General features: G+C 35.6%; 12 protein-coding genes. All 12 read left to right on the top strand.

The features are described 5' to 3' along the window. The first annotated feature begins 5 nt into the window (after nt 1-5). Nucleotides 6-914 carry a diacylglycerol kinase family lipid kinase gene (locus tag QM512_RS06465; RefSeq protein WP_282804968.1) on the top strand — a complete coding sequence of 303 codons (909 nt, stop codon included), beginning with the start codon at nt 6-8 and terminating at the stop codon, nt 912-914. 53 nt (nt 915-967) lie between these two features. Further along, nucleotides 968-1177: a hypothetical protein gene (locus QM512_RS06460; protein ID WP_282804967.1), complete on the top strand. Its 210-nt coding sequence runs from the start codon at nt 968-970 to the stop codon at nt 1175-1177. 8 nt (nt 1178-1185) lie between these two features. Beyond that, nucleotides 1186-2001, top strand: coding sequence for a Cof-type HAD-IIB family hydrolase (locus tag QM512_RS06455; protein ID WP_282804966.1), 816 nt, complete (start codon nt 1186-1188; stop codon nt 1999-2001). A gap of 158 nt (nt 2002-2159) precedes the next feature. After that, nucleotides 2160-3350 (top strand): accessory Sec system protein translocase subunit SecY2, encoded by a 1191-nt coding sequence (gene secY2 / locus QM512_RS06450; RefSeq protein WP_282804965.1) that lies wholly within the window; start codon nt 2160-2162, stop codon nt 3348-3350. Between the two features lies 1 nt (nt 3351). After that, complete coding sequence (gene asp1, locus QM512_RS06445) at nt 3352-4863, top strand: accessory Sec system protein Asp1 (RefSeq protein ID WP_282804964.1); 1512 nt, start codon at nt 3352-3354, stop codon at nt 4861-4863. Beyond that, complete coding sequence (gene asp2, locus QM512_RS06440; RefSeq protein WP_282804963.1) at nt 4860-6407, top strand: accessory Sec system protein Asp2; 1548 nt, start codon at nt 4860-4862, stop codon at nt 6405-6407. The genes asp1 and asp2 overlap by 4 nt, the downstream gene beginning before the upstream one ends. Continuing rightward, entirely contained in the window at nt 6407-7261 is an 855-nt protein-coding gene (asp3, locus tag QM512_RS06435; RefSeq protein ID WP_282804962.1) for an accessory Sec system protein Asp3, read from the top strand. The genes asp2 and asp3 overlap by 1 nt, the downstream gene beginning before the upstream one ends. A gap of 6 nt (nt 7262-7267) precedes the next feature. After that, entirely contained in the window at nt 7268-9634 is a 2367-nt protein-coding gene (secA2, locus tag QM512_RS06430; RefSeq protein WP_282804961.1) for an accessory Sec system translocase SecA2, read from the top strand. 12 nt (nt 9635-9646) lie between these two features. Continuing rightward, the gene (gtfA, locus tag QM512_RS06425) at nt 9647-11176 is read left to right on the top strand and encodes an accessory Sec system glycosyltransferase GtfA (RefSeq protein WP_282804960.1); all 1530 of its coding nucleotides are present in this window, start codon (nt 9647-9649) and stop codon (nt 11174-11176) included. Continuing rightward, on the top strand, nt 11169-12497 hold the full coding sequence (gene gtfB, locus QM512_RS06420) for an accessory Sec system glycosylation chaperone GtfB (protein ID WP_282804959.1): 1329 nt from the start codon (nt 11169-11171) through the stop codon (nt 12495-12497). The genes gtfA and gtfB overlap by 8 nt, the downstream gene beginning before the upstream one ends. Then, nucleotides 12490-12672 carry a hypothetical protein gene (locus QM512_RS06415; RefSeq protein ID WP_282804958.1) on the top strand — a complete coding sequence of 61 codons (183 nt, stop codon included), beginning with the start codon at nt 12490-12492 and terminating at the stop codon, nt 12670-12672. Before gtfB ends, QM512_RS06415 begins: the two co-directional genes overlap by 8 nt. 333 nt (nt 12673-13005) lie before the next feature. Continuing rightward, nucleotides 13006-25713, top strand: a complete 12708-nt coding sequence (locus tag QM512_RS06410; RefSeq protein WP_282804957.1) for an LPXTG cell wall anchor domain-containing protein — start codon at nt 13006-13008, stop codon at nt 25711-25713. Nucleotides 25714-26182: the final 469 nt, after the last annotated feature.

Raw genomic sequence — 26182 nt, 5'->3', positions numbered from 1 at the left:
AGGCGATGACGAAAAAAGCAAGATTAATTTATAATCCTGTATCAGGTCACGAGCAAATGCTTCAAAATGTTGCAGATATTTTAAACGTATTAGAACAGGCTGGGTTTGAAGCTAGTGCCTTTAGAACTACGCCAGAACCTTTGTCTGCTCAAAATGAAGCCAAAAGATGTGCCTTAGCTGGTTTTGACTTGCTGGTAGGCGCTGGTGGCGATGGGACGATTAACGAAGTAGTTAATGGTGTAGCTCCACTAGAAAAAAGACCTAGATTAGCTGTTATTCCAGCAGGGACAACTAATGATTTTGCTCGAGCATTGAAAATTCCAAGAGATAATTTAGTTGATGCAGCTAAGGTAATTCTGGCAGGTAAAACTCAAAAGATGGATATTGGGCGTGCCGGTAAGCAATATTTTATGAATATTGCAGCTAGTGGTTCATTAACTGAATTGACTTATGGTGTTCCTTCAGAAGTAAAGTCTGTTCTTGGCTATAGTGCATATCTACTTAAAGGTGCAGAAATGTTGCCAAAAATAAGCAGCAATAAAATGCGTTTGACTTATGATGATGGCGTCTATGAAGGAGACTTATCAATGTTTCTTTTAGGGATGACTAATTCAATCGGTGGGTTTGAGCGTATTATGCCTGATGCACAGTTGTCTGACGGCTTGTTCCAATTAATTGTAGTTAAAACTGCAAATCCAGTAGATGTATTACGATTAATGGCGATGGCCTTGAATGGAAATCATGTTAATGATCCTCAAATTATCTATACTAAGACTAGATACTTAAAAGTAGAGCTGCTAGGCGATAGTAAAGATAAGGAACCAATTCCAGTTAACCTAGATGGTGAAATTGGTGGTCATTTACCAATTGATTTTGAAAATCTAAAGCAGCATATTGAATTTTATGTTGGTTAATATAAAATAGAGACTAATAATTTGTTAGTCTCTATTTTTTATAAGGAGAAAAAATGAAAAATCTTGTACATCATTTAAGCACAAGCATTAATGGGATTGCTGAATGGGCTGTAATTTTTTATGTTGTTTTTCCTTTATTTGGCTTTATTGCTAGTTTGGTGTATTTAGTAAAGAAAGAAAAAATCAAAGCAGAGGCAACAGCTTGCTATGCACTGCTAGGTTTGTTAGTAAATATAATTTTCTATATGATGTTTGGAAGATAGGGGTATGTATGGCAATTAAATTAATTGCAGTAGACTTAGACGGCACTTTGCTCAATAGCGGAAACGCAATTTCACCTGAAACCTTGAGAACCTTGCAAGTAGCACATGGCATGGGAATTAAAGTCGTACTTGCTTCAGGTCGTCCTCTTTCGGGTGTGATGCCATTTGAGACTCAATTGGGACTAGAAGGACCAGAAGAATACGCAGTTGTCTTTAATGGAGCTGTGGTTCAAGATTTATCGGGAAAAGTTTTAATGAGTCAAGAGATGGATTACCGTGATTTTGAAGTAATGCTTCGTTTGCAACGGCTTGCCCATGTGAACCTGCACTTTGAAACGACTGAACGCTTTTGGACTTTAGATCGTGATCTTTCAGTGCAAATGCAAATTAATGCAGCCTTAACTGATAACGAGATTAGAGTCCGTGAGCGTAAAGAAATTCCGCAAGACTTTACTTTCAATAAGGTTGGTTTTACTTGTGCAAAAGGTAGCGACCAGATTGAAAAACTGTGGAATTCTATCCCATATTGGGCCTTTGAATCTTATGATATCGTTCGCAGCTTAGATAACTGTATTGAGTTAAACGGTATCGGTGCTTCAAAAGGTAATGCCTTAATGGATTTAGCTCAACGGTTAAAAATTAATCCAGAAGATGTTATGGTCTTTGGTGATCAAGGTAATGATGTTTCGATGTTTGAAAATCCAAGCTTTAAGAAAATTGCAATGGGAAATGCGATTGAAACTATTAAAGAAAAAGCTGACTTTGTAACAGATGACAATGACCATAATGGAATAGCAAAAGCACTTAAAAAATTTGTAATTTAATTTAAGTACTCCTGTCGCAGTAGACAGGAGTATTTTTGTAAAAAAATATTATAATATATCAAAAACAAAACAGTTGTAATGTTAACTCGAAAAAATGATAGACTATAATTGTATAATAAATAAGTTAAGAATTAAGGCATGATGACGGGGTAATAGTTTTGATCAAAAGTAAAAACCTATTGAATGTTATTAAAAAAGTTAGTTTTAGCTTAATGATTGTCTTTATTTACGTAATGGGGACTTATATTCCACTACCATTTGCTGAAATTACAAAGGAATATGCACAGACCATTAATCATACTCCGATTACCTTATTAGGCATATTTAGTGGAGCCAATTATGCTCGAATATCAATTTTTTCTGTGGGACTTAATCCACTTATGTTTTCAATGCTGATCTTGCAGCTGTTAATGATGACGAAACTTTTTGGCTTTGATGCCTTATCTCAACCGCAAATCGAATTTTTTATGCAGGTGATTACACTTGCGTTGACAATTTTACAAGCAGTTCTTTTAGTCTTCGGTATGACACCACAAAGAGATTTCCGGCGAGACTTTGAGATGATAGTAATTTTAATTGCTGGTTCTTGCCTAGTTGTCTGGCTTTGCTATCGGAATATTAAATATGGAGTTGGTGCGAGCGCCCCGATTATTTTGACTAGTATTATGACGGGGGCTATTCCAAATATTTTTAGTAATATTAAAATGTTACTAAAGTTTAAGCATGCTTGGATTTGGATTACTTTATTGTTTGTATTTATTTTACTATTTATTCTTTTTTGGATGGCCTTTAATAAAGCTTACTATCCATTAAGAGTTATTAATCCGAGTTTACCGTCTAAAAGTAAAGCTATGCTTGTCCCAATCGGATTAAACATGTCAGCAATGATGATGTACATGGTGGGGATGGCCATTTTAACTTTACCTGTAATGATTGCACCATATTTTAGGTCTAATAAAGTGCTCAATAGTTGGCAGTTTTCAGTCACTTTCTCAGCCGTAATGGCCATTTTACTATTTTATTTTTTCATGTTTGTGGCCTTTAACCCTAAAGATCAAGCAAAGTCAATGCGAAATAATCATAATTATATCTTAGGTATCGAGCCAGGTAGACCCACTCAAAAATATCTTCGAAAATTGATTTGGATACTCGGGTTTCCTGGAGCTATATTGAATGCTGCTCAATTGGTATTAGGATTATATGGATCGCACTTTATGGGAAGATATGCTGGTTTTGCAGTTATTCCGATGAATGTTGTAATGATAGTTATGTTTATGAGCGGAATTCGTGATCAAGTGGCAACTCTCATGTTTCCATATAAGTATGACCGCTTAGAAAGAGAAAATTAAAATGGAATATTTTATCCCGGCTTGGCATGAAGATAATAGTGATTGGTCTGTTGCAATTCCATCGATTACTATTTTAGACGCAACAAGTCACATGCGTATTTTGCAAAATAATGGTCATGAAGTGGGTGTTATTATTACTAATTATGAACCTGGATTAATGACGCAGTTAAATCAATTGAATTATTATCCTGATCATCTGTTTTCAATTTATGATTATTTACAAGGCATCCACAATTTAGAAAGTAGAGTCGTTGAAATAAATGATTTTGCTTGGCCAAAGAATGCAATTTTTGACTATACTCCATTTAGAACGATAATAGCAAATAAAGATAAATTCATTGCCAAAGTCTTTTATGATTTTGCGGGAAAAGTTATTCGTATTGAGCACCATGGAGATACGTCGTCTGAAAACTATACATTGATCATGGATAGTCGAGGCTTTATTTCTTCTAAAAATACAGAACATGAAGTTACTTTTTATGATCCGTACGGCAATTGGCGTTTTAAGCAAGATAGAGCGTCTGGAAAGATAACAATTAACCCTAATTTTAATTTTTATCAAAAAACGACCTATTCTAATATTAAAGATTTAATTAATGAAGTTTTACAGCAATACTTAGAAAAGAACTTAAAAAATTCCGATCATTTGATTGTGACCCTCGATAATGATAGTTTGGTAAATTTAAAACAACTTAAGCATTCAAATGTAATTTTTATGATTAATCCAAAGCAATTTTATCAAGAAAAGCTATCAAATTTGAATCAAGGAAATTTACTAGTTAGCAAAATAGACTTGGCTGATAAATTAGAGCAGCAATATCCTGAACGATTTAACGTTAATGTAATCCCCGCTTATAATTCTGAATTTAGACTAGGCCACAGTTCTAGAGAGCGAGTACAAAGGATTGCTTTCTTTGCAGAAAATGCAAATCAAGAAGATATTGAAAAAATTATTAAGCATTTGTGCGAATATGTAAGTCATGATTTTAAGAATAAAAGTATTCAAATTTTCACTTATAGCCTTGATAAGGATAACTGGGTAAATCAGGTAATTGACAAAATTAAGAAAGACAATAAAGGAAAGTGGATTATTAGTAGTGGCGATGAAAAAGAAAATGTTGAAAATATTGAAATTACTGGCTTAAGTAAAACTAAAGTATTGCCACAGATTAAAATAAAAGAATTACGATTAACTAATATTTCTCAGTTGCTTAAAGCATTAGATAAGACTCGTGTGCTGATAAGTTGGGGTAGCGGGGATGAATTAATGCAAATGGTAGCTGTAAGTGTTGGAATTCCACAAATTCAAAATTTTGCTTCAAAGACAGTGATTCATCAAAAAAATGGGTACATTTGCCAATCATCTGAAGAAATTGATATGCCACTTAATGATTATTTAAACAATTTAACAGCTTGGAACAATGCAATTGTATATAACGTTAAAATGCTAAATCGTTATTCGGAAGAAAACATTATGAAACGTTGGGAAGAATTACTAGGTGATGCAAAATGAGAGTCTTACAATTAGGATCGATCGACTGGTCTAAAAAGTATGAGTTAACCAAAAACTTAGAGTGGCATTTCAATGATTTCCCTCCTGTTGAAAAAGTTGATAAAAAAGATCCTAAGAAAAAAAAGATTGAAATAAAAAATTATGATGTAATTTTAATTACAGGTCCAACCAATTTAACTAAAAAGAATTGGGCTGATTTAAAAGGTATGGTTCCACCGTATCAGGTTCTTTATTTACCTAAGATTCTAGAAACTGCTGATAAAAATGAAGAGTATTTTTTGAAAAGTATTGCTGCTCAAGAAATTACTGAAGATCCCCAATATCTAATTAGTAAATTAGAAGAGCGATATTTTGAAGGCCAAACAGGGAGTCGTGTTGCAGCTGTTGATTTTAAGCTTAATGATCGACAAATACACAGCTTTGAATATTTAGGTCATGGTGAATTGAAGCTGAATTTAGATACCAATAACCAATGGATCAATCTGGGAGTCTATAAAACAGGGATTTATGTCGACCCGAGTAAGCGGATGAACTTTTGGTTGACGATGAAAAATAATAACTTCAAAGTTCGAATGAGAATATTTATTCAAAATCCTGGTTCAGATGGGGATGTTAAGGATCAAGTTGTCATTGATTTAACTAAGTTTCAAAATGATGAATATTTTTCTCAACTTGAAGTACATGATTATTATCGAACCGCGACTATTAGTTTAGAGGCTAAGGGAAGTGGCGAGTTGATTATCGGTACACTTCATGCACGGTGGGGACGTGATGGAGCTGGTTACTTTATCAGTGGTGGAAAACGTATTGTTGATCCGACAACTCGTGAAGATATTGCTTATTACTTTATGCCTGGTGATTTGAAGCCCCCATTAAATGTTTACTTCTCAGGTGCACGTAGTCGAGAGGGCTTCGAAGGCTATTTTTTAATGAAACGATTAAATGCTCCAATGCTTTTATTTACAGATATGCGATTGGAGGTAGGAGGATTCTATGATGATGCAAATGGTTACTTTGGTAAAGAAATTATTAAAGTAATTAGGCAAACTTTAAAGAAATTAGGATTTGATTCATCTCAATTAGTAATGACTGGTATTTCTATGGGGACTTATCCAGCAATAAAATATGGTGCAAAATTAAAACCATATGCAATTAATGTGGCTAAGCCCTTATTGAACTTAGGTTATATAGCACGTCGAGCTGCTTTAGAGAGACCGGGCGGCTTTGACACCATTTTTGATGTTGACGGGCTAATTAACCGATCCTTATCTTTTGAAAAGCTAACAGAATTAGATAAAAAAACTATGCATGATTTTGATCAAAGTGACTTATCTCAAACTAGACTTTTTGTAGCTTATATGAAAAATGATGATTATGATGATCATGCAGTAACTGAACTAAAAAAATCACCAGCTGTAAGAAAGGCTATTCAGTTTTCAATTAAAGGTTTTGATGGTCGACATAATGATGATCCAGCTGTTAACTATTGGTTTATTTATCGTTTGTATGAAATTATGGGGAATTTTGGACGAAAGTATGAATAATGAAAATTATTAATCAAATATATTGGGATCGAATTAATGAGACCTACATGTATGGAACAAAATTAAGTAAGAAAATAGATGAAAAAGTATTCTTCCAAAATAATTTAATGGCGCCAGGTGAAAAAATTATGCGTTGGTCATCTAGTCTTAATTACCAGGCATACAAAGAAGTTCCGCGTTTGCCAATTTTACTAAGTGGTAAAAAATATCGTATAAAAATAAATATGAAAGTAACTCCTGCAGATACTGCAATTTTTTGTTTACGTTTTTTTGATATACAAACCGATGAAATTAGTAAAGTTGTATTTTCATCGATGGAAAAGGAATTTATCTATCCTAGTCAAGCTGTATCATATACTTTCGAAATTGTTAATGGTGGATGCAGTGAAATTAGTTTTGCTAAAGTTCAACTTGGAAGAGCTGATTTACCTTTAAATGTTTTTGATGGATTCTTTGTAATGCCACTAAATCAACCTAAAGAAGTAAAGAAAGTAGCCTTGATTTTAGTAGCAGATAATAAAAGAGCCAGAGAACTTCCAGAAGACTTAAAAACGACTATTAAAGATACGCAAGTCTTTATGGGTTATATTAGTTGGCAAGAATTATTTAATCCTATTTTGAAATTAGAATCTTGGTTAGAAAAACAGAAGGACCAGACAGTAATTATTTTTAGTAGTGATAAACAAATTGATCAAATTTTAGAAAATTCATTGGCAAGAAAATATGATTTTGAATTTATAACTTCGAATTATACTTTGGAAAATCAAGGGCAACAGCCGTGGTTTCTGCCAGAGATGGTTAAGCTTGATCAACATCAGGTTCTCAATAATGTAGAACGATATTTGAGGAAGTGATAAAGCGTGTTGACAGATGAACTTAGGTTAAGAAAGCCAAAAAAGATTCTCAAAAAAATAAATAAATTAGCGCCTCAAATGAGAAAAATGAGCGATGCACAATTACAAAATCAAACCAAGATTTTTAGGGAGCTTCTTAGAAAAGGAAAAACGCTAGAGGATATTTTACCCGAAGCTTTCGCGACTGTTAGAGAAGCGGATTATCGAGTATTGGGCCTTTATCCTTATGATGTTCAAGTTCTAGGAGCCATTATGCTGAGCCAAGGTTCGATTGCAGAAATGAAAACTGGTGAAGGAAAAACTTTAGTAGCGACGATGCCTCTTTATTTAAATGGGCTAACTGGAAAGGGAGCTATGTTAGTGACGCCTAATGGCTATTTAGCTGCTCGGGATGAAAAAGATTTAGCGCCAGTTTATGAATTTCTGGGTTTAACAGTTAGTTTAGCCTTTTTGAGTGCTGATGATGAGGGAAAAAAGGCAACACCACAAATGAAGCGTAAATGGTATGGAAGCGATATCACTTATACTACTGCTTCATCTTTAGCTTTTGATTATTTGTTTAACAATTTAAGTAGTACAAAAGATAGACAATATTTAAGACCATTTAATTTTGTCATTATTGATGAGGTAGACCAGGTTTTACTTGATGAAGCTGAATCGCCATTTGTGGTGTCATCTAAACCAAGTGTTCAATCAAACTTATACGGTTTAGCTGATAAATTTGTTAATTTATTAGATAGTGAAAATGATTATGAATTCCGCAAAGATGATGGTATCTTTTGGTTAACTGCTCATGGAATTGAAAAGGCAGAACGCTTTTTTAAATTGAAAGACTTATTCGATGAGCAAAGTAGGCCAGTTTATCGGCATATTGTTTTAGCAATGACTGCTCATCTAATTATGCGGAAGGGTCATGATTATTTAGTCGTTAAAGGGAAAGTGATCCTACTAGATGAGGATAGTGGGCGTTTAAAGCGTGGCGTTCAAGTAAGTACTGGGTTACATCAAGCTATTGAAGCTAAAGAAAAAGTTGAATTAACAAATATTCAAAAAACTGCTGCATCAATTACTTTCCCAGCCTTGTTTGGTTTGTTTAATAAGGTAAGTGGTATGAGTGGTACTGCTAAAGTCAATGAAGAAGAATTTTTGGATATTTATAATTTAAAGGTTACTCGCATCCCAACTAATCGTCCTGTTATCAGAAAAGATAAAAAGCCTATTTTATTTTTAACAACTCGAGATAAATTAATGGCTGCAATTGATTATGTCGTAAAACTTCATCAGACAGGTAGGCCGGTTTTGCTAGTTGCAGGGTCAGTAGAAAATTCGGAAATTATTTCTGAGCTATTACTAAATATGGGAATACCCCATAATGTTTTAAACGCCTATAGTGTTGCTTATGAAGCTCAAATTGTTAAACGTGCTGGACAAAAGGGCGAAGTTACGATTGCAACAAATATGGCTGGTCGTGGTACAGATATTAAGTTAGGAAAAGGTGTAAAAGAACTAGGTGGTTTAGCAGTAATTGGTACTGAAATGCTTCCTAAAAGAGTTGAATTGCAGCTAGCTGGTAGAGCGGGAAGACAGGGAGATCCGGGTTCAAGTCAGTTTTTTATTTCACTGGAAGATGATTTTATTTCTAGTAACAACACTAATAGACAGAAAAAATATTATCGTCGGTTAATGAAAAAAAAGCAAAGAGGTAAGGATTTAGTAACGCTAAAGTCACCAATTACAAAATTTAGCTTACGTATGTTGCGTGATCGAGTAGCAGCAATGAGTGCCCTGCAGCGAACTGTAACGAATAAAGGAGAAATAATTTTATCTCTGCAGCGAAAAAATTATTATGATATGCGTGACCGGGTAATGGCAAAGAAGGATTTACAGGCAGACATTGATCAGGTAATTGTGCAAGGTATAGATCTCTATTTTAAAAAAGAAAAAATTAAAAATAAAAACGACTTGAAGTACTTTATTAATGAACATGTAACCTATAATAAAGTTATGCTTCCAAAAAATTTAGAAAATATCCAAGATTATAAAAAATATTTGAATAAAATTATTAATAAAGTTATTGATCAAAAAAAGGGAACTTTAATAAACAAGAAACAACTTAATAATTTCTATCGTCAAATAATTATTGCTGCAATGGATGGTTGCTGGATTGATGAAGTGGATAAAATTTCAAAATTGAAAATTGAGGCACAGGGTTGGACAAATTCAGGTCGTCCACAAGATTTGTTACAACACCAAGCAGCATTTAAAATGTATTTACAGTTTTGGGATAAGATTACCCTAGCAATTTTTGACAATTTGCTTTTGAGTCAAATTAATATAAATGAAAAGGGTCAATTGGTTGTTATATTTAATTAGTTGAGGCAAATAATGACAGTATACAATGTGAATTTAGGAATAGGTTGGGCCAGCTCTGGTGTTGAATATGCACAGAAGTATCGTGATCAAAGTTTTAGAAAAGCTGGAATTGATGCTAAGTTTATTTTTTCAGACTTGATTTTAGATAATAATATTGGTGATCTGACTGCTAATATGGGCTTTAAAAATCAAAGTGTTATTTGGCTATATAACTTTTTTACAGATATTAAGATTGCTAAGACATCGTATACCTTAACGAAGTTTGAAGCTAGCCTGAAATTTAAAAACTTCACTAAAGAAGTTAATAATAATGGAAAAGAAGTTGTTTATAAATTAAAAGATAATTTTTATGCTGTTGCGAGATTGTGTGATGAGCAAAAAGATATTATTGACCAAGTTGTCTATCAAAAAAATAATACTATTTTAAGACGCGATTTCTATTCTTACACTAAGTATGCAGCAGAATACTATTTAGGTGCAGCTGAAAATAATCGTGTAGTTTTCAGAGAATTTTATAATGAAGATGGGTCCGTTGCATATACTCAGCATTTAAATAATGATCAAGAGACCTATGAATTTACAAATGGTGAAATTATTTATTCTAAAGATGAATTATATTTAAAGATGCTCAAAGCACTTCATTTTGTTAAAAATGATGTCATTATATTGGATCGTGAGGATGAAGATAAGACTTTAATTAATGGACAGTTAATTTTTGAAAATCATGGCTTAGCCAAAATTATTGTTGTTGTGCATGCTGATCACTATGATAAGCATTTTACTAATGATAAGCATGTTTTATGGAATAATTTTTATGAATATCAATTTTCACATGCTTCAGAAGTAGCAAGCTTTGTAGTGGCAACGCCGGCACAAAAGAAAGTACTAGAAGAACAATTTCAAAAATATTATCATATTACACCCCGTGTTGATTGTATCCCGGTTGGTAGTCTGTTGAAGTTAACTTATCCGGTTAAAAAACGTGAGCCATTTTCACTCATTACTGCATCGCGTTTAGCTAAAGAAAAGCATCTTGATTGGATTGTTAAAGCTGTGATTGCTGCTAAGAATCAAATTCCAGAACTAAAGCTTGATATCTATGGTAATGGCAGCGAAGGAGCAGCTCTTGACGAAATGATTAAAAAACACCAGGCTGAAGATTATATTCATTTAAAGGGGCAACACGATTTAAAAGATATTTATGTTAAATATCCAGCTTATATCGCTGCTTCAACCAGTGAAGGTTTTGGATTATCATTACTTGAAGCGATTGGCTCAGGATTAGCCATGATTGGTTTTGATGTTCCTTATGGAGATCCAACCTTTATTAAAAATAATGAGAATGGGTATTTACTGCCTTATGACGAGGATTGGAATGAGTATCGCAAGGTGGAATTATTGACTAAGGCAATTATTAAATTGTTTAAGCAAAGTGATCTAAAAGCCTTTAATGAAAAATCATATCAAATTGCGGAACCTTATCTAACTGATCGCGTAGCTAAGCAATGGAAAGAAGTATTGGGAGAATTAACAAATGATTAACTTATTTGAAAATTTGGATGTCGCATCAACTGATTTCTTGAGGTCGCAACTTTTCGCTGGGCTTAATATTCCTTCAGTCGTTATTCATGATGATGGTTTTTTACCCAAAGAAGTAGATTCTCCAATCAAATTTTATTGTAAGGTTACCGACCGAAATACTCCCTTATATTTTGATAAAGTTAAGATACCAAAGTTCTATCGTATTGTTGCTACGGCGCAAAAAGGTGAAATTTTTGATCTTCATCAAAAGAAAGCTGATATTGTTTTTGCTGCTACGGATAATAATCGTTTAGTTAAAGAAGTAAGGTGGTTAGACGATAAGGGGCAATTAAGCTGGATTGATCATTATAATCGTGAGGGGAGAATTTTTGCCAAGACTTATTTGAATAATGGGCAAGAAGCTTTACGAAAGTACTTTGATAATGAGGGAAAAACTGTAATTGTTCATTATTTAATAGCTGGAGATATTTTACTTTTTGATGCTGATCAAACAAGACATTTCCCTAATTTGGTCCAATTTATGCAATATTATTTAAAGGTACGCCATTATAAGGTAGATCATATTTTTTATAATACTTTGAATCAATCACTGTTCGTTAGTTTAGGCATGGATGAAGGAGGCTCGGATACGCTGTTTTGGCATGAAAAATTAGGTGAAGAGTTGCCAGGAAATATGACCTACCTCTCAAAGAATGGTACACGTACTAAGCATGTAGTATTTGAAAATTATTTAGATTGGGAGAAGTGGAAAAATAAGGTACCTAAAGATGGTAAGTTAGATTTTCGCTTTTTAGGGATGATTTATCCACATGCACGTGGTAATAAATTACGTCCAGAGGCTGTCATTTTGACTAATTCTGACCAAATAGAACACTTGCAAGAAATAGTTGAAGCACTACCTAATATTAATTTTCATATTGCAGCTATAACAGAAATGTCATCTAAGCTTTTAGATTTTGATAAATACAATAATGTTCACTTGTATCCTAATGCTACACCGAAGAGAATGAAGGATTTATATCAGTCGTGCGACATCTATTTTGATATTAATCATGGTAATGAAATTCTTGATGCTGTTCGTGGCGCATTTGAACAAAATATGTTAATTGTTGGCTTTAAGAATACTCTGCATAATCCTAATTTTGTAAGTCCAGATAGTATTTTTGAAGATGATCAAGTGAATGATATGGCATTGAGAGTTAATGAAGCGTTAGAGGACACAAAAAAGATGCAAGAATTTGTTGATGACCAGCGATTAACTGCTGGAGATACAACGGTTGAAAATTATCGAAAGGTAATTGGAGCATTGAATCATGAATGAAAAGGGTAAAACGCTTGTTGAAAAACATGCATTAAAAAGATTAGCGAAAGTAGAAAAGAATAAACAAAAGGCATATGAAAGAAAACCAAAAGAGATCCCTTGGAAGACAATTATTATGGGAATATGTTTTACAATTATTTTAGTAATGATTTTATTACAGACTTTTGTTAGATAAAAATTTGTACTAAATAAGGCAAAGTAGTGAAATATATACTTTGCCTTATTTTTGTCATCTTTTTATAAAGAAATCGATCTGTTCGATGTTATGTTTGTAAGAAAGAAGATAATATAACAATGCGAAAAAATTGAAAAGAAAAATTATTAGTAAACTTCATTTAAACTTACTAAAAATCAACAAAAATCACTAAATAATATATTAAATTCTATGTGTAATTTAATAACGATTGATGTATTATAAATTCAGGTACTACTATTAATTTAACGGTTATATAACTTGGTTATAATTAAAATATTACTACTAGGAATAAATACATTAGAGGCACAGCTTATGAGAAGATATTTTAGAAATAGAAAACGTCAAAAACATGTTAAACATTATGTTGATCCTAATGCAATTAGAGACGACAAGGATGATGCAACTTCTTATTTGAAAGATATTGCAGGGCTAGCTACAATTCTTGGCGTTGGAGCAACTGGTGGAGCTTTGCTTCCTAACGGGCGAGTATATGCGGCTCAAACTTCCGTTGATCCAAAATCTCAAGTTGTTGGATCTGTTTCTGACTTTATTAAAAGTGGAGCATCAGATACTACTGGTAGCAAGTCCGATAACAAGACTTTTAGTATTAGTGCGTCTGAGGATAAGACTAAATCGACTTCCGCATCTAAAAGTACTCAACTATCTCAAAGTCTTTCAAAATCTGTGAGCCAGTCAATTAGTCAATCTGAATCTTTAAGTCATTCGTTAAGTGAATCTGAAAGTGTCCTTAGTTCACTAAGCTTAGCTAAGAGTAAAGAAAAAGAAGCTAAGTCTAATAAACAACAATCAAGTACTTCACATAAGTCAAATACCAAAGAGAGCCAATCTGAAACAACAAATGTAAAAAAGAGTGAACAAAATAATAGACAAAGTGCTGAAAAATCTCTCTCAAATGGTTCTACTTCTGCTAGCCAAGAACAGAATTCTACATCTGTTTCTACCTCTAATGATATTACTAACGGGTTACAGTCAAGCCTTAATCTAAGTAATGATCTTTCTTCATTATCTAACTTACCATTAGCCTTTAATAGTGTTTCTAGCAATAATTCCACTTCAAATAATTCAAATTCTCAATTATCAGTTGCTTTAGCTGCTAACTTTATGACTTTGGCAGCAACGAATGATGCTGTTGTTAAGCCAACATTTTCTGGTACTGTATGGCTTGATGCAAATGGAAAATCATATAGCGGAACTAATGTACCAAATTATACTTTTAGATTATCTACTTATGGTTCTTCTACAGTAAAGAATCCGCAATTTATTGTTGCAATTCCAGCAGGATTTACTGCTACTCCAAGCGATTTTACTTTCAATGGTAGTACTTATCCTGGGAAAGTTTCATCAGTTACTTATCTTGGTGAAGTAGAAGATAGTGCAAATAAGGCCAATGTACAATTATTTGAAATTTCCTTAACTGGTGATACGCCAAATTATGATAAACCAGTTAGTGGTCAAGTTAAGTTGAGTATAAATTCACAGTCTAGTGGACAATATACGTATAATGACTGGAATTTACCATTGATTTCTGAATTGTCTGAATATGGAAATGAAGGTGCTGTGGCCGGTGCTGGTGGTGGTTCATATACATTTAACGTTAACGGAAAGACCTATAATGTGGTAAAAAGTACGTGGACGGTTAATGAACAACAATGGACTGGCGCTGGAAGTACTGTTACTTACGCTGTAAACCAAGCAGTAAAGCCAACATTCACTGGTATTGCTACTTTAGGTAATCTTTCTAATGGCACTTTTGTTTCAGCTGACGGTACTAACTACAATACTGATACCCCATCAGGACAATTACCTACATTAAATATTCGTTTGTCAACAAATGGTACTACGACTGTTACTAATCCACAATTTATTGTTACAATTCCTAAAGGATTTAAGGTAACTGGTAATAGCTTAATTTCATCTGATACTGTAACTAAATATTTTGATGGTAATTTCAAAGGAACTAATAATTTTAATAGCAGTGATTACAGTGTTAAATCATTAGGAACAAATAGTAATGGTGAAGAAGTTTACAGCGTAAAGCTAAACTTCAATCCATCTGAAAGTGACAATAAAGATTTAGGGTTACAGTTTAAATTAGCTGTAGATACAAGTGCCAAAGGTAATTTTAAATATGACAGCACCACTCCGTTAGTAACTGAACTTGCAAGTGATGGCCAAAGTACAGCAGGAACATCTACAGTTACAGTTAATGGCACAACATATGACGTTGTAAAGAGTAGTAACGCAATAAATGTAAGCTACTATATAAATGATGCACAATTACCGTCATTTACTGGTGATGTAGCTTTTGGTAATTTAAATTCCTCAAATCAATTTGTATCTGGAAGTTCAATTAACTATACATCGACGAGTACAAATCTTCCGACTCTTTCTGTTCGTTTGTCGACAAATGGTACTTCCACTGTTAAAAATCCACAATTTATTGTGATGATTCCTAAAGGATTTACTTCTAGTACATCTGATTTTGGGTTAATTCCCGCTAATTCAGGAAATTACTTTAATGGAGTATTTAATGGATCTAACAAAAGTAAAGATTACTCAATTCAAGATTTAGGTAAAATTGGGCCAAATGGCGAACAACTCTTCAAAATAACATTAAACTTTAATCCAAGTTGGTCTCCAGCAAGTAATTTTGGTGGTCAATTTAAATTAACTTTAGATCCAACACAAAAGGGTTACTATACATATGATTCGAAAACTGCACCAATAGTGTCTGAGCTTGCAAGCGATGCAACATCAAGTGTAAGTGGAGATAATAAAACATATACATTTGATGCTAATGGGCAAAATATTAAGGTTGTAAATAGTAGTTACGCATCTTCAAACAGTATTAATTACGGCATTGATACAAATGAACTACCAACCTTCACTGGTACTGCCAATCTACTTGACGCTAACGGAAATCCGATAGCAGATAATACAGTATACAGTGGCACGCAAGTTCCACAATATACTTTCCGCTTATCCACTGCTGGTAATTCAACTGTTCAGAATCCTAAATTTATTGTAATGATTCCTGCAGGCTTCACTGCAACTACAGATTCATTTAAATTTACGTATGGCTCCTATGACGGAACGGCTAAAGTTGAAGAAGTAGATGGTAAAGGACCAAATGGTGAACAACTTTTTGAAGTTACATTATCTGGTGCTACACCAAACTTTACGACTGCTCAAGTTACTGGCTCTATAACTTTAACGCCAAACTTTACTGGTGAAAACGGTGGTAGTCATACTTATTCAAATTCTACAGCACCGTTAATATCGGAACTTTCAACAGATGGTCAAGCTGGTAGAGGTACATATACTTTTACTACGAATGCAGGCCCTATAAATGTTGTTCAAAGTAATCAAACTGTAAATTGGCTTAATGCAGGAACTACTGGTGCAAACAGCGGAGTAAGTGCTACTTACATTATTCAAGTGGGTAAAGAAAAGTTGGCAACAGATGCTTACTCTATCAGTAACATTAAAGCGACACCTCATGAAGGTAAGACTAGTAATGATGCTGGATATGAACAACTTAGCTTTACTTTTACTCCAAAAGGTGAATTAAAAGATGGGCAATACTTTGATGTTCACTTAGGCTTACCAAATCAAAATGGTATTGAGTTATATGACAACATGCTAGGGGCTAATCTTCCTATTTATGCAAAAGATGGTACTCAAGTTGGTACTGCCTATAAGATGGGAACATATTATAGAGTTGTCTTTAACTCAAATGCTGAAAAAGTTACTACCGGTAATAATCATCCAAGTTGGACTTTAAACTTGAATTGGGGTAATCCTCAGTCTCAACAGCCATCAATTAGCACTAATCAAAGTAGTAGTAATACTACCGACTTAGGTAAGGTGTATGTATATCAATATACAGACGATCAATCTAAGAATGGAATGGGATTTGCCTACACTCCAACAAATGACGTAAATATTAATGGACAAACATTTGCTAGTGGATTACATATTCAAGGTGAATATGTTTACAGTAAACAATATCTTGAATACAACAAGAAAACAATGCCGGAAATTACATTTCCTTACAATAGAACCTGGAGTCCAAATAATGGTGTCGTTACAAATACTGACTGGTATAACAATATTGGCTTTCAAATTGCTACTAGTGGAGCAACTAAGTCCCAACAAAATACAAGCAATAATTTTGATTTAACTATTACTGTAGGTAAAAGCGATCAATTTAATTATAATTGGGCTTCTGATGCTGATATAGAAAAGCAAATTAAAAATAACTTTGCGTGGTATGTGAACAATGAGTTAAGTAATGAGGTCACAGGTACGACTTCTGACCAAGTTTACTTGAAGAATGAAGTAAAAAAGGATACACAAACTACTTCAGATGTAGTTGTGACACATGAAGACGTAACTACAACAGATGGAACTCTTAAGAGAATTTACCATGTCCAAATTAGTGATCCAAATGTTCGTTTAGGAAGTGTACCTGGTACTTCTCAAAGTGGTATTATTTTTCCACTATCAGTAACTGCTAAAAGTGCATTTACGATGCCGACTGATATTAAGTCATATCAAGAAGATTTAAATGCAGCAGCTACAGTAGATAAAGATAATTATGCTAATTATCCACAATATGGGTTAAAAACTTCAAATGAAGCACTCCAAAATGCTTTGATTAATACACAACACCCAACTATGGTTATAAAAAATAATACTAGCAATGAGGTTGTTCCTGAGCCTTCTAATTTTTATTACAATACTTGGAAATCCTCTATTGGTTATAACAATAATCGCGGTGTTAATAACTCAGCCGATGCATCTAACTATAGAACAGCTACACTTGAATTTTACAATGATAATGATCCAGCTAATCCAGTTCTAATTGATGGTACAACTATTGATTATCAAGGTGCTTCTGATACTCCAATTGATTTTGCAAATGCTACATCAACTTTAGCTGACTTAATAAGTAAAGGTTATACTTTAGAAAAAGTTGAAGATCCTAATGGAAATGTAATGACACCAGGACCTGACGGAAAACTTGCTTTAAGTGATTATCCTTATGGAAACTTAATTAACTCTTCTAATATATTCAAAGTTTATTTGCATTACACTGACGTTCAAAGCATTAGCACAAGTCAAAGTGTGTCTACCAGTATTTCAAATAGTTATTCAATTCAAAGATCTGAAAGCAGAAGTGAATCATTAAGTATTAGTGAAGCTACGTCAGGAAGTATAAGCAGAAGCTTAAGTAATTCAATTAGCCAGAGTGAAAGTACTAGTAGGTCACTCAATCAAAGTGAAAGTCTGAGTCATTCAACAAGCCAGAGTGAAAGCTTAAGTAACAGCTTGAGTCAGAGTGAGAGCTTGAGTAACTCCTTAAGTCAAAGTGAAAGTTTGAGTAACAGCTTGAGTCAAAGCGAAAGCTTAAGTAATTCCTTAAGTCAGAGTGAGAGCTTGAGCAACAGCTTGAGTCAAAGCGAGAGTTTGAGTAACAGCTTGAGTCAGAGTGAGAGCTTAAGCAACTCCTTAAGTCAGAGTGAGAGTTTGAGTAACTCCTTAAGTCAGAGCGAGAGTTTGAGCAACAGCTTGAGTCAAAGTGAGAGCTTAAGCAACTCCTTAAGTCAAAGCGAAAGCTTATCTAACTCCTTGAGTCAGAGTGAGAGCTTATCTAACTCTTTGAGCCAAAGTGAAAGTTTGAGTAACAGCTTGAGTCAAAGCGAAAGCTTGAGTAACTCCTTAAGTCAGAGCGAGAGTTTGTCTAACTCACTAAGTCAAAGTGAGAGCTTGAGTAACAGCTTGAGTCAAAGCGAGAGTTTGAGCAACTCCTTAAGTCAAAGTGAAAGCTTGAGTAACAGCTTGAGTCAAAGTGAGAGCTTGAGTAACTCCTTAAGTCAGAGTGAAAGCTTAAGCAACAGCTTGAGTCAAAGCGAGAGCTTATCTAACTCCTTGAGTCAGAGTGAGAGCTTGAGTAACTCCTTGAGTCAAAGTGCGAGTTTGAGCAACTCCTTGAGTCAAAGCGAGAGTTTATCTAACTCCTTAAGTCAGAGTGAAAGCCTAAGCAACTCCTTGAGCCAAAGTGAGAGTTTGAGTAACTCCTTAAGTCAGAGTGAAAGCTTATCTAACTCCTTGAGTCAAAGCGAGAGTTTATCTAACTCCTTAAGTCAGAGCGAGAGTTTGTCTAACTCACTAAGTCAAAGTGAGAGCTTGAGTAACAGCTTGAGTCAAAGCGAGAGTTTGAGCAACTCCTTAAGTCAAAGCGAAAGTTTGAGTAACTCCTTAAGTCAAAGTGAAAGCTTGAGTAACTCATTGAGTCAGAGTGAAAGCTTGTCTAATTCCTTGAGTCAAAGCGAGAGCTTGTCAAACTCCTTGAGTCAAAGCGAGAGCTTATCTAACAGCTTGAGTCAAAGCGAAAGCTTGAGTAACTCATTGAGTCAGAGTGAAAGCTTGAGTAATTCCTTGAGTCAAAGTGAGAGTTTGAGTAACAGCTTAAGTCAGAGCGAGAGCTTGAGTAACTCCTTGAGTCAAAGTGAGAGTTTGAGCAACTCCTTGAGTCAAAGCGAGAGTTTATCTAACTCCTTGAGCCAAAGTGAGAGCTTGAGTAACTCCTTAAGTCAGAGTGAAAGCTTGTCTAACTCCTTGAGTCAAAGCGAGAGTTTGAGTAACAGCTTGAGTCAAAGCGAGAGTTTGAGTAACAGCTTGAGTCAAAGCGAAAGCTTGTCTAATTCCTTAAGTCAAAGCGAAAGCTTGAGTAACTCCTTAAGTCAAAGCGAGAGTTTGAGTAACTCCTTGAGTCAAAGTGAAAGCTTGTCAAACTCCTTGAGTCAAAGCGAAAGTTTGAGTAACTCCTTGAGCCAAAGCGAGAGTTTGAGTAACAGCTTAAGTCAAAGTGAGAGTTTGTCTAACTCCTTGAGCCAAAGCGAAAGCTTGAGTAACAGCTTGAGTCAAAGCGAGAGTTTGAGCAACTCATTAAGTCAAAGCGAAAGCTTAAGCAACAGCTTGAGTCAGAGTGAGAGCTTGTCTAACTCCTTGAGTCAAAGTGAAAGTTTGAGTAACTCCTTGAGTCAAAGCGAAAGCTTAAGCAACAGCTTAAGTCAAAGTGAAAGCTTGAGTAACAGCTTGAGTCAAAGTAAGAGTTTGAGTAACTCACTAAGTCAAAGCGAAAGCTTGAGTAACTCACTAAGTCAAAGTGAAAGCTTGTCCAACTCTTTGAGTCAAAGCGAGAGTTTGAGTAACAGCTTGAGTCAAAGCGAAAGCTTATCTAACTCCTTAAGTCAAAGTGAAAGCTTGAGTAACAGCTTGAGTCAGAGTGAGAGCTTGAGTAATTCACTCAGCCAAAGCGAGAGTTTGAGTAACTCCTTGAGTCAGAGTGAAAGCTTGAGTAATTCACTCAGCCAAAGCGAGAGTTTGAGCAACAGCTTGAGTCAAAGCGAGAGTTTGTCTAACAGCTTGAGTCAAAGTGAGAGCTTGAGTAACTCACTAAGTCAAAGCGAGAGTTTGTCTAACTCCTTAAGTCAAAGTGAAAGCTTGAGTAACAGCTTGAGTCAAAGTGAGAGCTTGAGTAACTCCTTAAGTCAGAGCGAAAGCTTAAGACAAAGCGAGAGCTTAAGTAACAGCTTGAGTCAAAGTGAGAGTTTGTCTAACTCCTTAAGTCAAAGCGAAAGCTTGTCCAACTCATTGAGTCAAAGCGAGAGCTTATCTAACTCCTTGAGTCAGAGTGAAAGCTTATCTAACTCCTTGAGTCAGAGTGAGAGCCTGAGCAACTCCTTAAGTCAAAGCGAAAGCTTAAGTAATAGCTTGAGTCAAAGTGAGAGTTTGAGTAACAGCTTGAGTCAAAGTGAGAGTTTGAGCAACAGCTTGAGTCAAAGCGAAAGCTTAAGTAATAGCTTGAGTCAAAGTGAGAGTTTGTCTAACTCCTTGAGTCAAAGTGAAAGCTTGAGTAACAGCTTGAGTCAAAGCGAGAGTTTATCTAACTCCTTAAGTCAAAGTGAGAGCTTATCGAACTCCTTGAGTCAAAGCGAAAGCTTAAGTAACAGCTTGAGTCAAAGCGAGAGTTTATCTAACTCCTTAAGTCAAAGTGAAAGTTTGAGTAACAGCTTGAGCCAAAGTGAAAGCTTATCTAACTCATTGAGTCAAAGCGAGAGCTTATCTAACTCATTGAGTCAAAGCGAGAGTTTGAGCAACTCCTTAAGTCAAAGTGAGAGCTTAAGTAACAACTTGAGCCAGAGTGAAAGCTTATCTAACTCATTGAGTCAGAGCGAAAGCTTGTCTAACTCCTTGAGTCAAAGTGAAAGCTTGAGTAACTCCTTAAGTCAGAGTGAGAGCTTGTCCAACTCCTTGAGTCAAAGCGAGAGTTTATCTAACTCCTTAAGTCAAAGTGAGAGCTTATCTAACTCCTTGAGTCAGAGTGAGAGCTTGAATAACTCCTTAAGTCAGAGTGAAAGCTTATCTAACTCTTTGAGCCAAAGTGAGAGCTTGAGCAACAGCTTGAGTCAAAGCGAAAGCTTATCTAACTCCTTGAGTCAAAGTGAGAGTTTGAGTAACTCCTTAAGTCAGAGTGAGAGCTTAAGCAACAGCTTGAGTGAAAGCGAGAGCTTGAGTAACTCCTTAAGTCAGAGTGAAAGCTTGTCTAACTCCTTAAGTCAAAGCGAGAGTTTATCTAACTCCTTGAGTCAGAGTGAGAGCTTGAGCAACAGCTTGAGTCAAAGTGAGAGCTTGTCCAACTCCTTGAGTGAAAGTGAAAGCTTAAGTAACAGCTTGAGTCAAAGCGAAAGCTTGAGTAACTCCTTAAGTCAGAGTGAAAGCTTGAGTAACAGCTTGAGTCAAAGCGAGAGTTTGTCTAACTCCTTGAGTCAAAGCGAAAGCTTGAGTAACAGCTTGAGTCAAAGTGAGAGTTTAAGTAACAGCTTGAGTCAGAGTGAGAGCTTGAGCAACAGCTTGAGTCAGAGTGAAAGCTTAAGCAACAGCTTGAGTCAGAGTGAAAGCTTGTCTAACTCCTTGAGTCAAAGTGAGAGTTTGAGTAACAGCTTGAGCCAAAGTGAGAGCTTATCAAACTCCTTAAGTCAAAGCGAAAGCTTAAGTAACAGCTTGAGTCAAAGCGAAAGCTTGAGTAACTCCTTGAGTCAAAGCGAGAGCTTGAGCAACAGCTTAAGTCAGAGCGAAAGCTTGTCTAACTCCTTAAGTCAAAGCGAAAGCTTAAGTAACAGCTTGAGTCAAAGCGAAAGCTTGTCTAACTCTTTGAGTCAGAGCGAAAGCTTATCTAACTCATTGAGTCAAAGTGAGAGTTTGTCTAACTCATTAAGCCAAAGCGAAAGCTTGAGTAACAGCTTGAGTCAAAGCGAGAGCTTGTCTAACTCCTTAAGTCAAAGTGAAAGCTTGAGTAACTCTTTGAGCCAAAGTAAGAGTTTGAGCAACAGCTTAAGTCAAAGTGAGAGCTTGTCTAACTCCTTAAGTCAAAGCGAGAGTTTGAGCAACTCATTGAGTCAAAGCGAAAGCTTATCTAACTCATTGAGTCAAAGTGAGAGTTTAAGTAACAGCTTGAGTCAGAGTGAGAGCTTGAGTAACAGCTTGAGTCAAAGCGAAAGCTTGTCCAACTCCGTGAGTCAAAGCGAAAGCTTGTCCAACTCCTTGAGTCAAAGTGAGAGTTTGTCTAACTCCTTAAGTCAGAGCGAAAGCTTGTCTAACTCCTTAAGTCAAAGTGAAAGCTTGTCAAACAGCTTGAGCCAGAGTGAAAGCTTATCTAATTCTTTAAGTCAAAGTGAAAGCTTGAGCAACAGCTTGAGTCAGAGTGAAAGCTTAAGTAACTCATTCAGCCAAAGTGAAAGCTTGAGTAATTCCTTAAGTCAGAGTGAAAGCTTGAGCAACAGCTTGAGTCAAAGTGAAAGCTTGTCTAACAGCTTGAGTCAAAGCGAGAGTTTGAGTAACTCCTTAAGTCAAAGCGAGAGCTTGTCTAACTCCTTGAGTCAAAGTGAGAGCTTGAGCAACAGCTTGAGTCAAAGTGAGAGCTTGAGCAACAGCTTAAGTCAGAGTGAGAGCTTGAGTAACTCCTTAAGTCAAAGTGAAAGCTTGTCTAACTCCTTGAGTCAAAGCGAGAGCTTGTCTAACTCCTTGAGTCAAAGTGAGAGCTTAAGTAACAGCTTGAGTCAAAGCGAGAGCTTGAGCAACAGCTTGAGTAACTCCTTAAGTCAGAGTGAGAGTTTAAGTAACTCCTTAAGTCAGAGCGAAAGCTTGAGTAACTCACTCAGCCAAAGCGAGAGTTTGAGCAACAGCTTGAGTCAAAGCGAAAGCTTGTCTAACTCCTTGAGTCAAAGCGAGAGCTTGAGTAACAGCTTGAGTCAGAGTGAAAGCTTGAGTAATTCCTTAAGTCAGAGTGAAAGCTTGAGCAACAGCTTGAGTCAAAGTGAAAGCTTGTCTAACAGCTTGAGTCAAAGCGAGAGTTTGAGTAACTCCTTAAGTCAAAGCGAGAGCTTGAGCAACAGCTTGAGTCAAAGCAAAAGCTTGTCTAACTCCTTGAGCCAAAGCGAGAGTTTGAGTAACTCCTTAAGCCAAAGTGAAAGCTTGAGTAACTCATTGAGCCAGAGCGAAAGCTTAAGTAACTCCTTAAGTCAAAGTGAGAGCTTGTCTAACTCATTAAGTCAAAGCGAGAGTTTGAGCAACTCCTTAAGTCAAAGTGAAAGTTTGAGTAACTCCTTAAGTCAGAGCGAAAGTTTGTCTAACTCCTTGAGTCAAAGCGAGAGTTTGAGCAACAGCTTGAGTAACTCCTTAAGTCAAAGTGAGAGTTTGAGTAACTCCTTGAGTCAAAGTGAAAGCTTGAGCAACAGCTTAAGTCAGAGTGAAAGCTTGTCTAACTCCTTAAGTCAAAGCAACAGCTTGAGTAACTCTTTGAGCCAAAGTGAGAGTTTGAGCAACAGCTTAAGTCAGAGTGAGAGCTTGAGTAACTCCTTGAGTCAAAGCGAAAGCTTGAGTAACAGCTTGAGTCAAAGCGAAAGCTTAAGTAACAGCTTGAGTCAAAGCGAAAGCTTAAGTAACAGCTTGAATCAGAGTGAGAGCTTGAGTAACAGCTTGAGTCAGAGCGAAAGCTTATCTAACAGCTTGAGTCAAAGCGAGAGCTTGTCTAACTCCTTAAGTCAAAGTGAAAGCTTGAGTAACTCTTTGAGCCAAAGTAAGAGTTTGAGCAACAGCTTAAGTCAGAGTGAGAGCTTAAGTAACTCCTTAAGTCAGAGCGAAAGCTTGTCTAACTCCTTAAGTCAAAGTGAGAGTTTGTCTAACTCCTTGAGTCAGAGTGAGAGCTTGTCTAACTCTTTGAGTCAAAGCGAGAGCTTGAGTAATTCCTTAAGTCAGAGCGAAAGCTTAAGTAACAGCTTGAGTCAAAGCGAGAGTTTGAGTAACGGCTTGAGTCAAAGTGAAAGCTTGAGTAACTCCTTAAGTCAGAGTGAAAGCTTATCTAATAGCTTGAGTCAGAGCGAAAGCTTAAGTAACAGCTTGAGTCAAAGCGAGAGCTTGAGTCAAAGTGAAAGCTTATCTAACTCCTTGAGTCAAAGTGAGAGTTTGTCTAACTCCTTGAGTCAGAGTGAAAGCTTGAGTAATTCACTCAGCCAAAGCGAGAGTTTGAGCAACAGCTTGAGTCAAAGCGAAAGCTTAAGTAACTCCTTAAGTCAGAGTGAAAGTTTAAGTAACTCCTTGAGTCAGAGCGAAAGCTTGAGTAACTCACTAAGTCAAAGCGAAAGCTTGAGTAACTCACTAAGTCAAAGCGAAAGCTTAAGTAACTCACTCAGCCAAAGCGAGAGTTTGAGCAACAGCTTGAGTCAGAGTGAAAGCTTGAGTAATTCACTCAGCCAAAGCGAGAGTTTGAGCAACAGCTTGAGTCAAAGCGAGAGTTTGTCTAACTCCTTAAGTCAAAGTGAGAGCTTAAGTAACAGCTTGAGTCAAAGCGAAAGCTTGTCTAACAGCTTGAGTCAAAGTGAGAGTTTGTCTAACTCCTTGAGTCAAAGCGAAAGCTTATCTAACTCCTTAAGTCAGAGTGAGAGCTTGAGTAACTCCTTGAGTCAGAGCGAGAGCTTGTCTAACTCCTTGAGTCAAAGCGAAAGTTTGAGTAACAGCTTAAGTCAAAGTGAAAGCTTGAGTAACAGCTTGAGTCAAAGTGAGAGTTTGAGTAACTCCTTAAGTCAGAGTGAAAGCTTGTCTAACTCCTTAAGTCAGAGTGAAAGTTTGAGTAACTCCTTGAGTCAAAGTGAGAGTTTGAGCAACAGCTTGAGCCAAAGTGAAAGCTTGAGTAACTCCTTAAGTCAGAGCGAAAGCTTGAGTAACTCACTAAATCAAAGTGAGAGTTTGTCTAACTCCTTGAGTCAGAGTGAAAGCTTGAGTAACTCTTTAAGTCAGAGTGAAAGCTTGAGTAACAGCTTGAGCCAAAGTGAAAGCTTGAGTAACAGCTTGAGTAACTCCTTAAGTCAGAGTGAAAGCTTGTCTAACTCCTTGAGTCAGAGTGAGAGCCTAAGCAACTCCTTAAGTCAAAGTGAGAGTTTGAGTAACAGCTTGAGTCAAAGTGAGAGCTTCTCCAACTCTTTGAGTCAGAGTGAAAGCTTGAGCAACAGCTTGAGTCAAAGCGAGAGTTTATCTAACTCCTTGAGTCAGAGAATGAGCGAAAGTGCTTCCGATTTGAAATCAACAAGCCTGGCAAGTCAAACAATGAGCGAGAGTATTTATGAAAATTCTGATTCAAATAATTCGTCAAGTGAATCAATTACACAAAATATCTCAATTCCTTCAACTGTTAGTCATAATACTTTGACTCCATCTACCAAGCCTTCGGAATCTATCTTTGGTAAGAATGGAAAGCAACGTAGAAGTCAAACTCAAAACGTTCCAACTAAGAAGATGAATGTTAAAGGAACTAGACAAAGAAGATTGCCACAAACAGGTACTTCAGAAGGATCAACTTCATTACTTGGTGCAATTGCAGCAACTATAGGTGGCTTACTTGGATTTAGACGCAATAAGAAACGTAGAAAAAAGTAAAAATAAATAGATAAATGAATAAACCCCTGGAACTTCAGTGAAGCTTCAGGGGTTTATTTATACAGAAATATATGAAACTAATATAATTAAAATAACGTTGTAAACAGTAAAATCATTGGCGGATATAATGTCTATGCTAGTTTTAGAAAAGTATAATAAAGTCATGAATATAATAGTGTTAAGTGGAAGTTATAGATAAGATAGAAACAACAATTAAATCGCTTCTTTATCATAATAAAAACATTGAAGTTCATGTAATTAATCCTGACATTTCACATGAGTGGTTTGTTAATCCAAATTAATGCAATGTAGGTTAATTTTGATAAAAACAGATCTCAAATAACTTAGTCAGCAGGATAAGCTATAACATAGTAAGTTAATTGATAGAGTATGAATAGTTTAAAAATAAAGCAAAGATTAAACTAAAAGCAACTAAACTTAACTTTAATGAAAGTATTGGAATACAAAA

It is taken from the genome of Lactobacillus isalae (assembly GCF_947539375.1).
Classification (GTDB): Bacteria; Bacillota; Bacilli; order Lactobacillales; family Lactobacillaceae; genus Lactobacillus; species Lactobacillus isalae.
This window is presented reverse-complemented; position numbering and strand designations above follow the sequence as displayed.

Excerpts from the sequence above, each read along its gene's own strand:
- QM512_RS06465 (WP_282804968.1), top strand. The coding sequence starts at position 6 with ATGACGAAAAAAGCAAGATTAATTTATAATCCTGTATCAGGTCACGAG.
- asp1 (WP_282804964.1), top strand. The coding sequence starts at position 3,352 with ATGGAATATTTTATCCCGGCTTGGCATGAAGATAATAGTGATTGGTCT.
- gtfA (WP_282804960.1), top strand. The coding sequence starts at position 9,647 with ATGACAGTATACAATGTGAATTTAGGAATAGGTTGGGCCAGCTCTGGT.
- QM512_RS06415 (WP_282804958.1), top strand. The coding sequence starts at position 12,490 with ATGAATGAAAAGGGTAAAACGCTTGTTGAAAAACATGCATTAAAAAGA.
- asp3 (WP_282804962.1), top strand. The coding sequence starts at position 6,407 with ATGAAAATTATTAATCAAATATATTGGGATCGAATTAATGAGACCTAC.
- QM512_RS06410 (WP_282804957.1), top strand. The coding sequence starts at position 13,006 with ATGAGAAGATATTTTAGAAATAGAAAACGTCAAAAACATGTTAAACAT.
- asp2 (WP_282804963.1), top strand. The coding sequence starts at position 4,860 with ATGAGAGTCTTACAATTAGGATCGATCGACTGGTCTAAAAAGTATGAG.
- QM512_RS06455 (WP_282804966.1), top strand. The coding sequence starts at position 1,186 with ATGGCAATTAAATTAATTGCAGTAGACTTAGACGGCACTTTGCTCAAT.
- QM512_RS06460 (WP_282804967.1), top strand. The coding sequence starts at position 968 with ATGAAAAATCTTGTACATCATTTAAGCACAAGCATTAATGGGATTGCT.
- gtfB (WP_282804959.1), top strand. The coding sequence starts at position 11,169 with ATGATTAACTTATTTGAAAATTTGGATGTCGCATCAACTGATTTCTTG.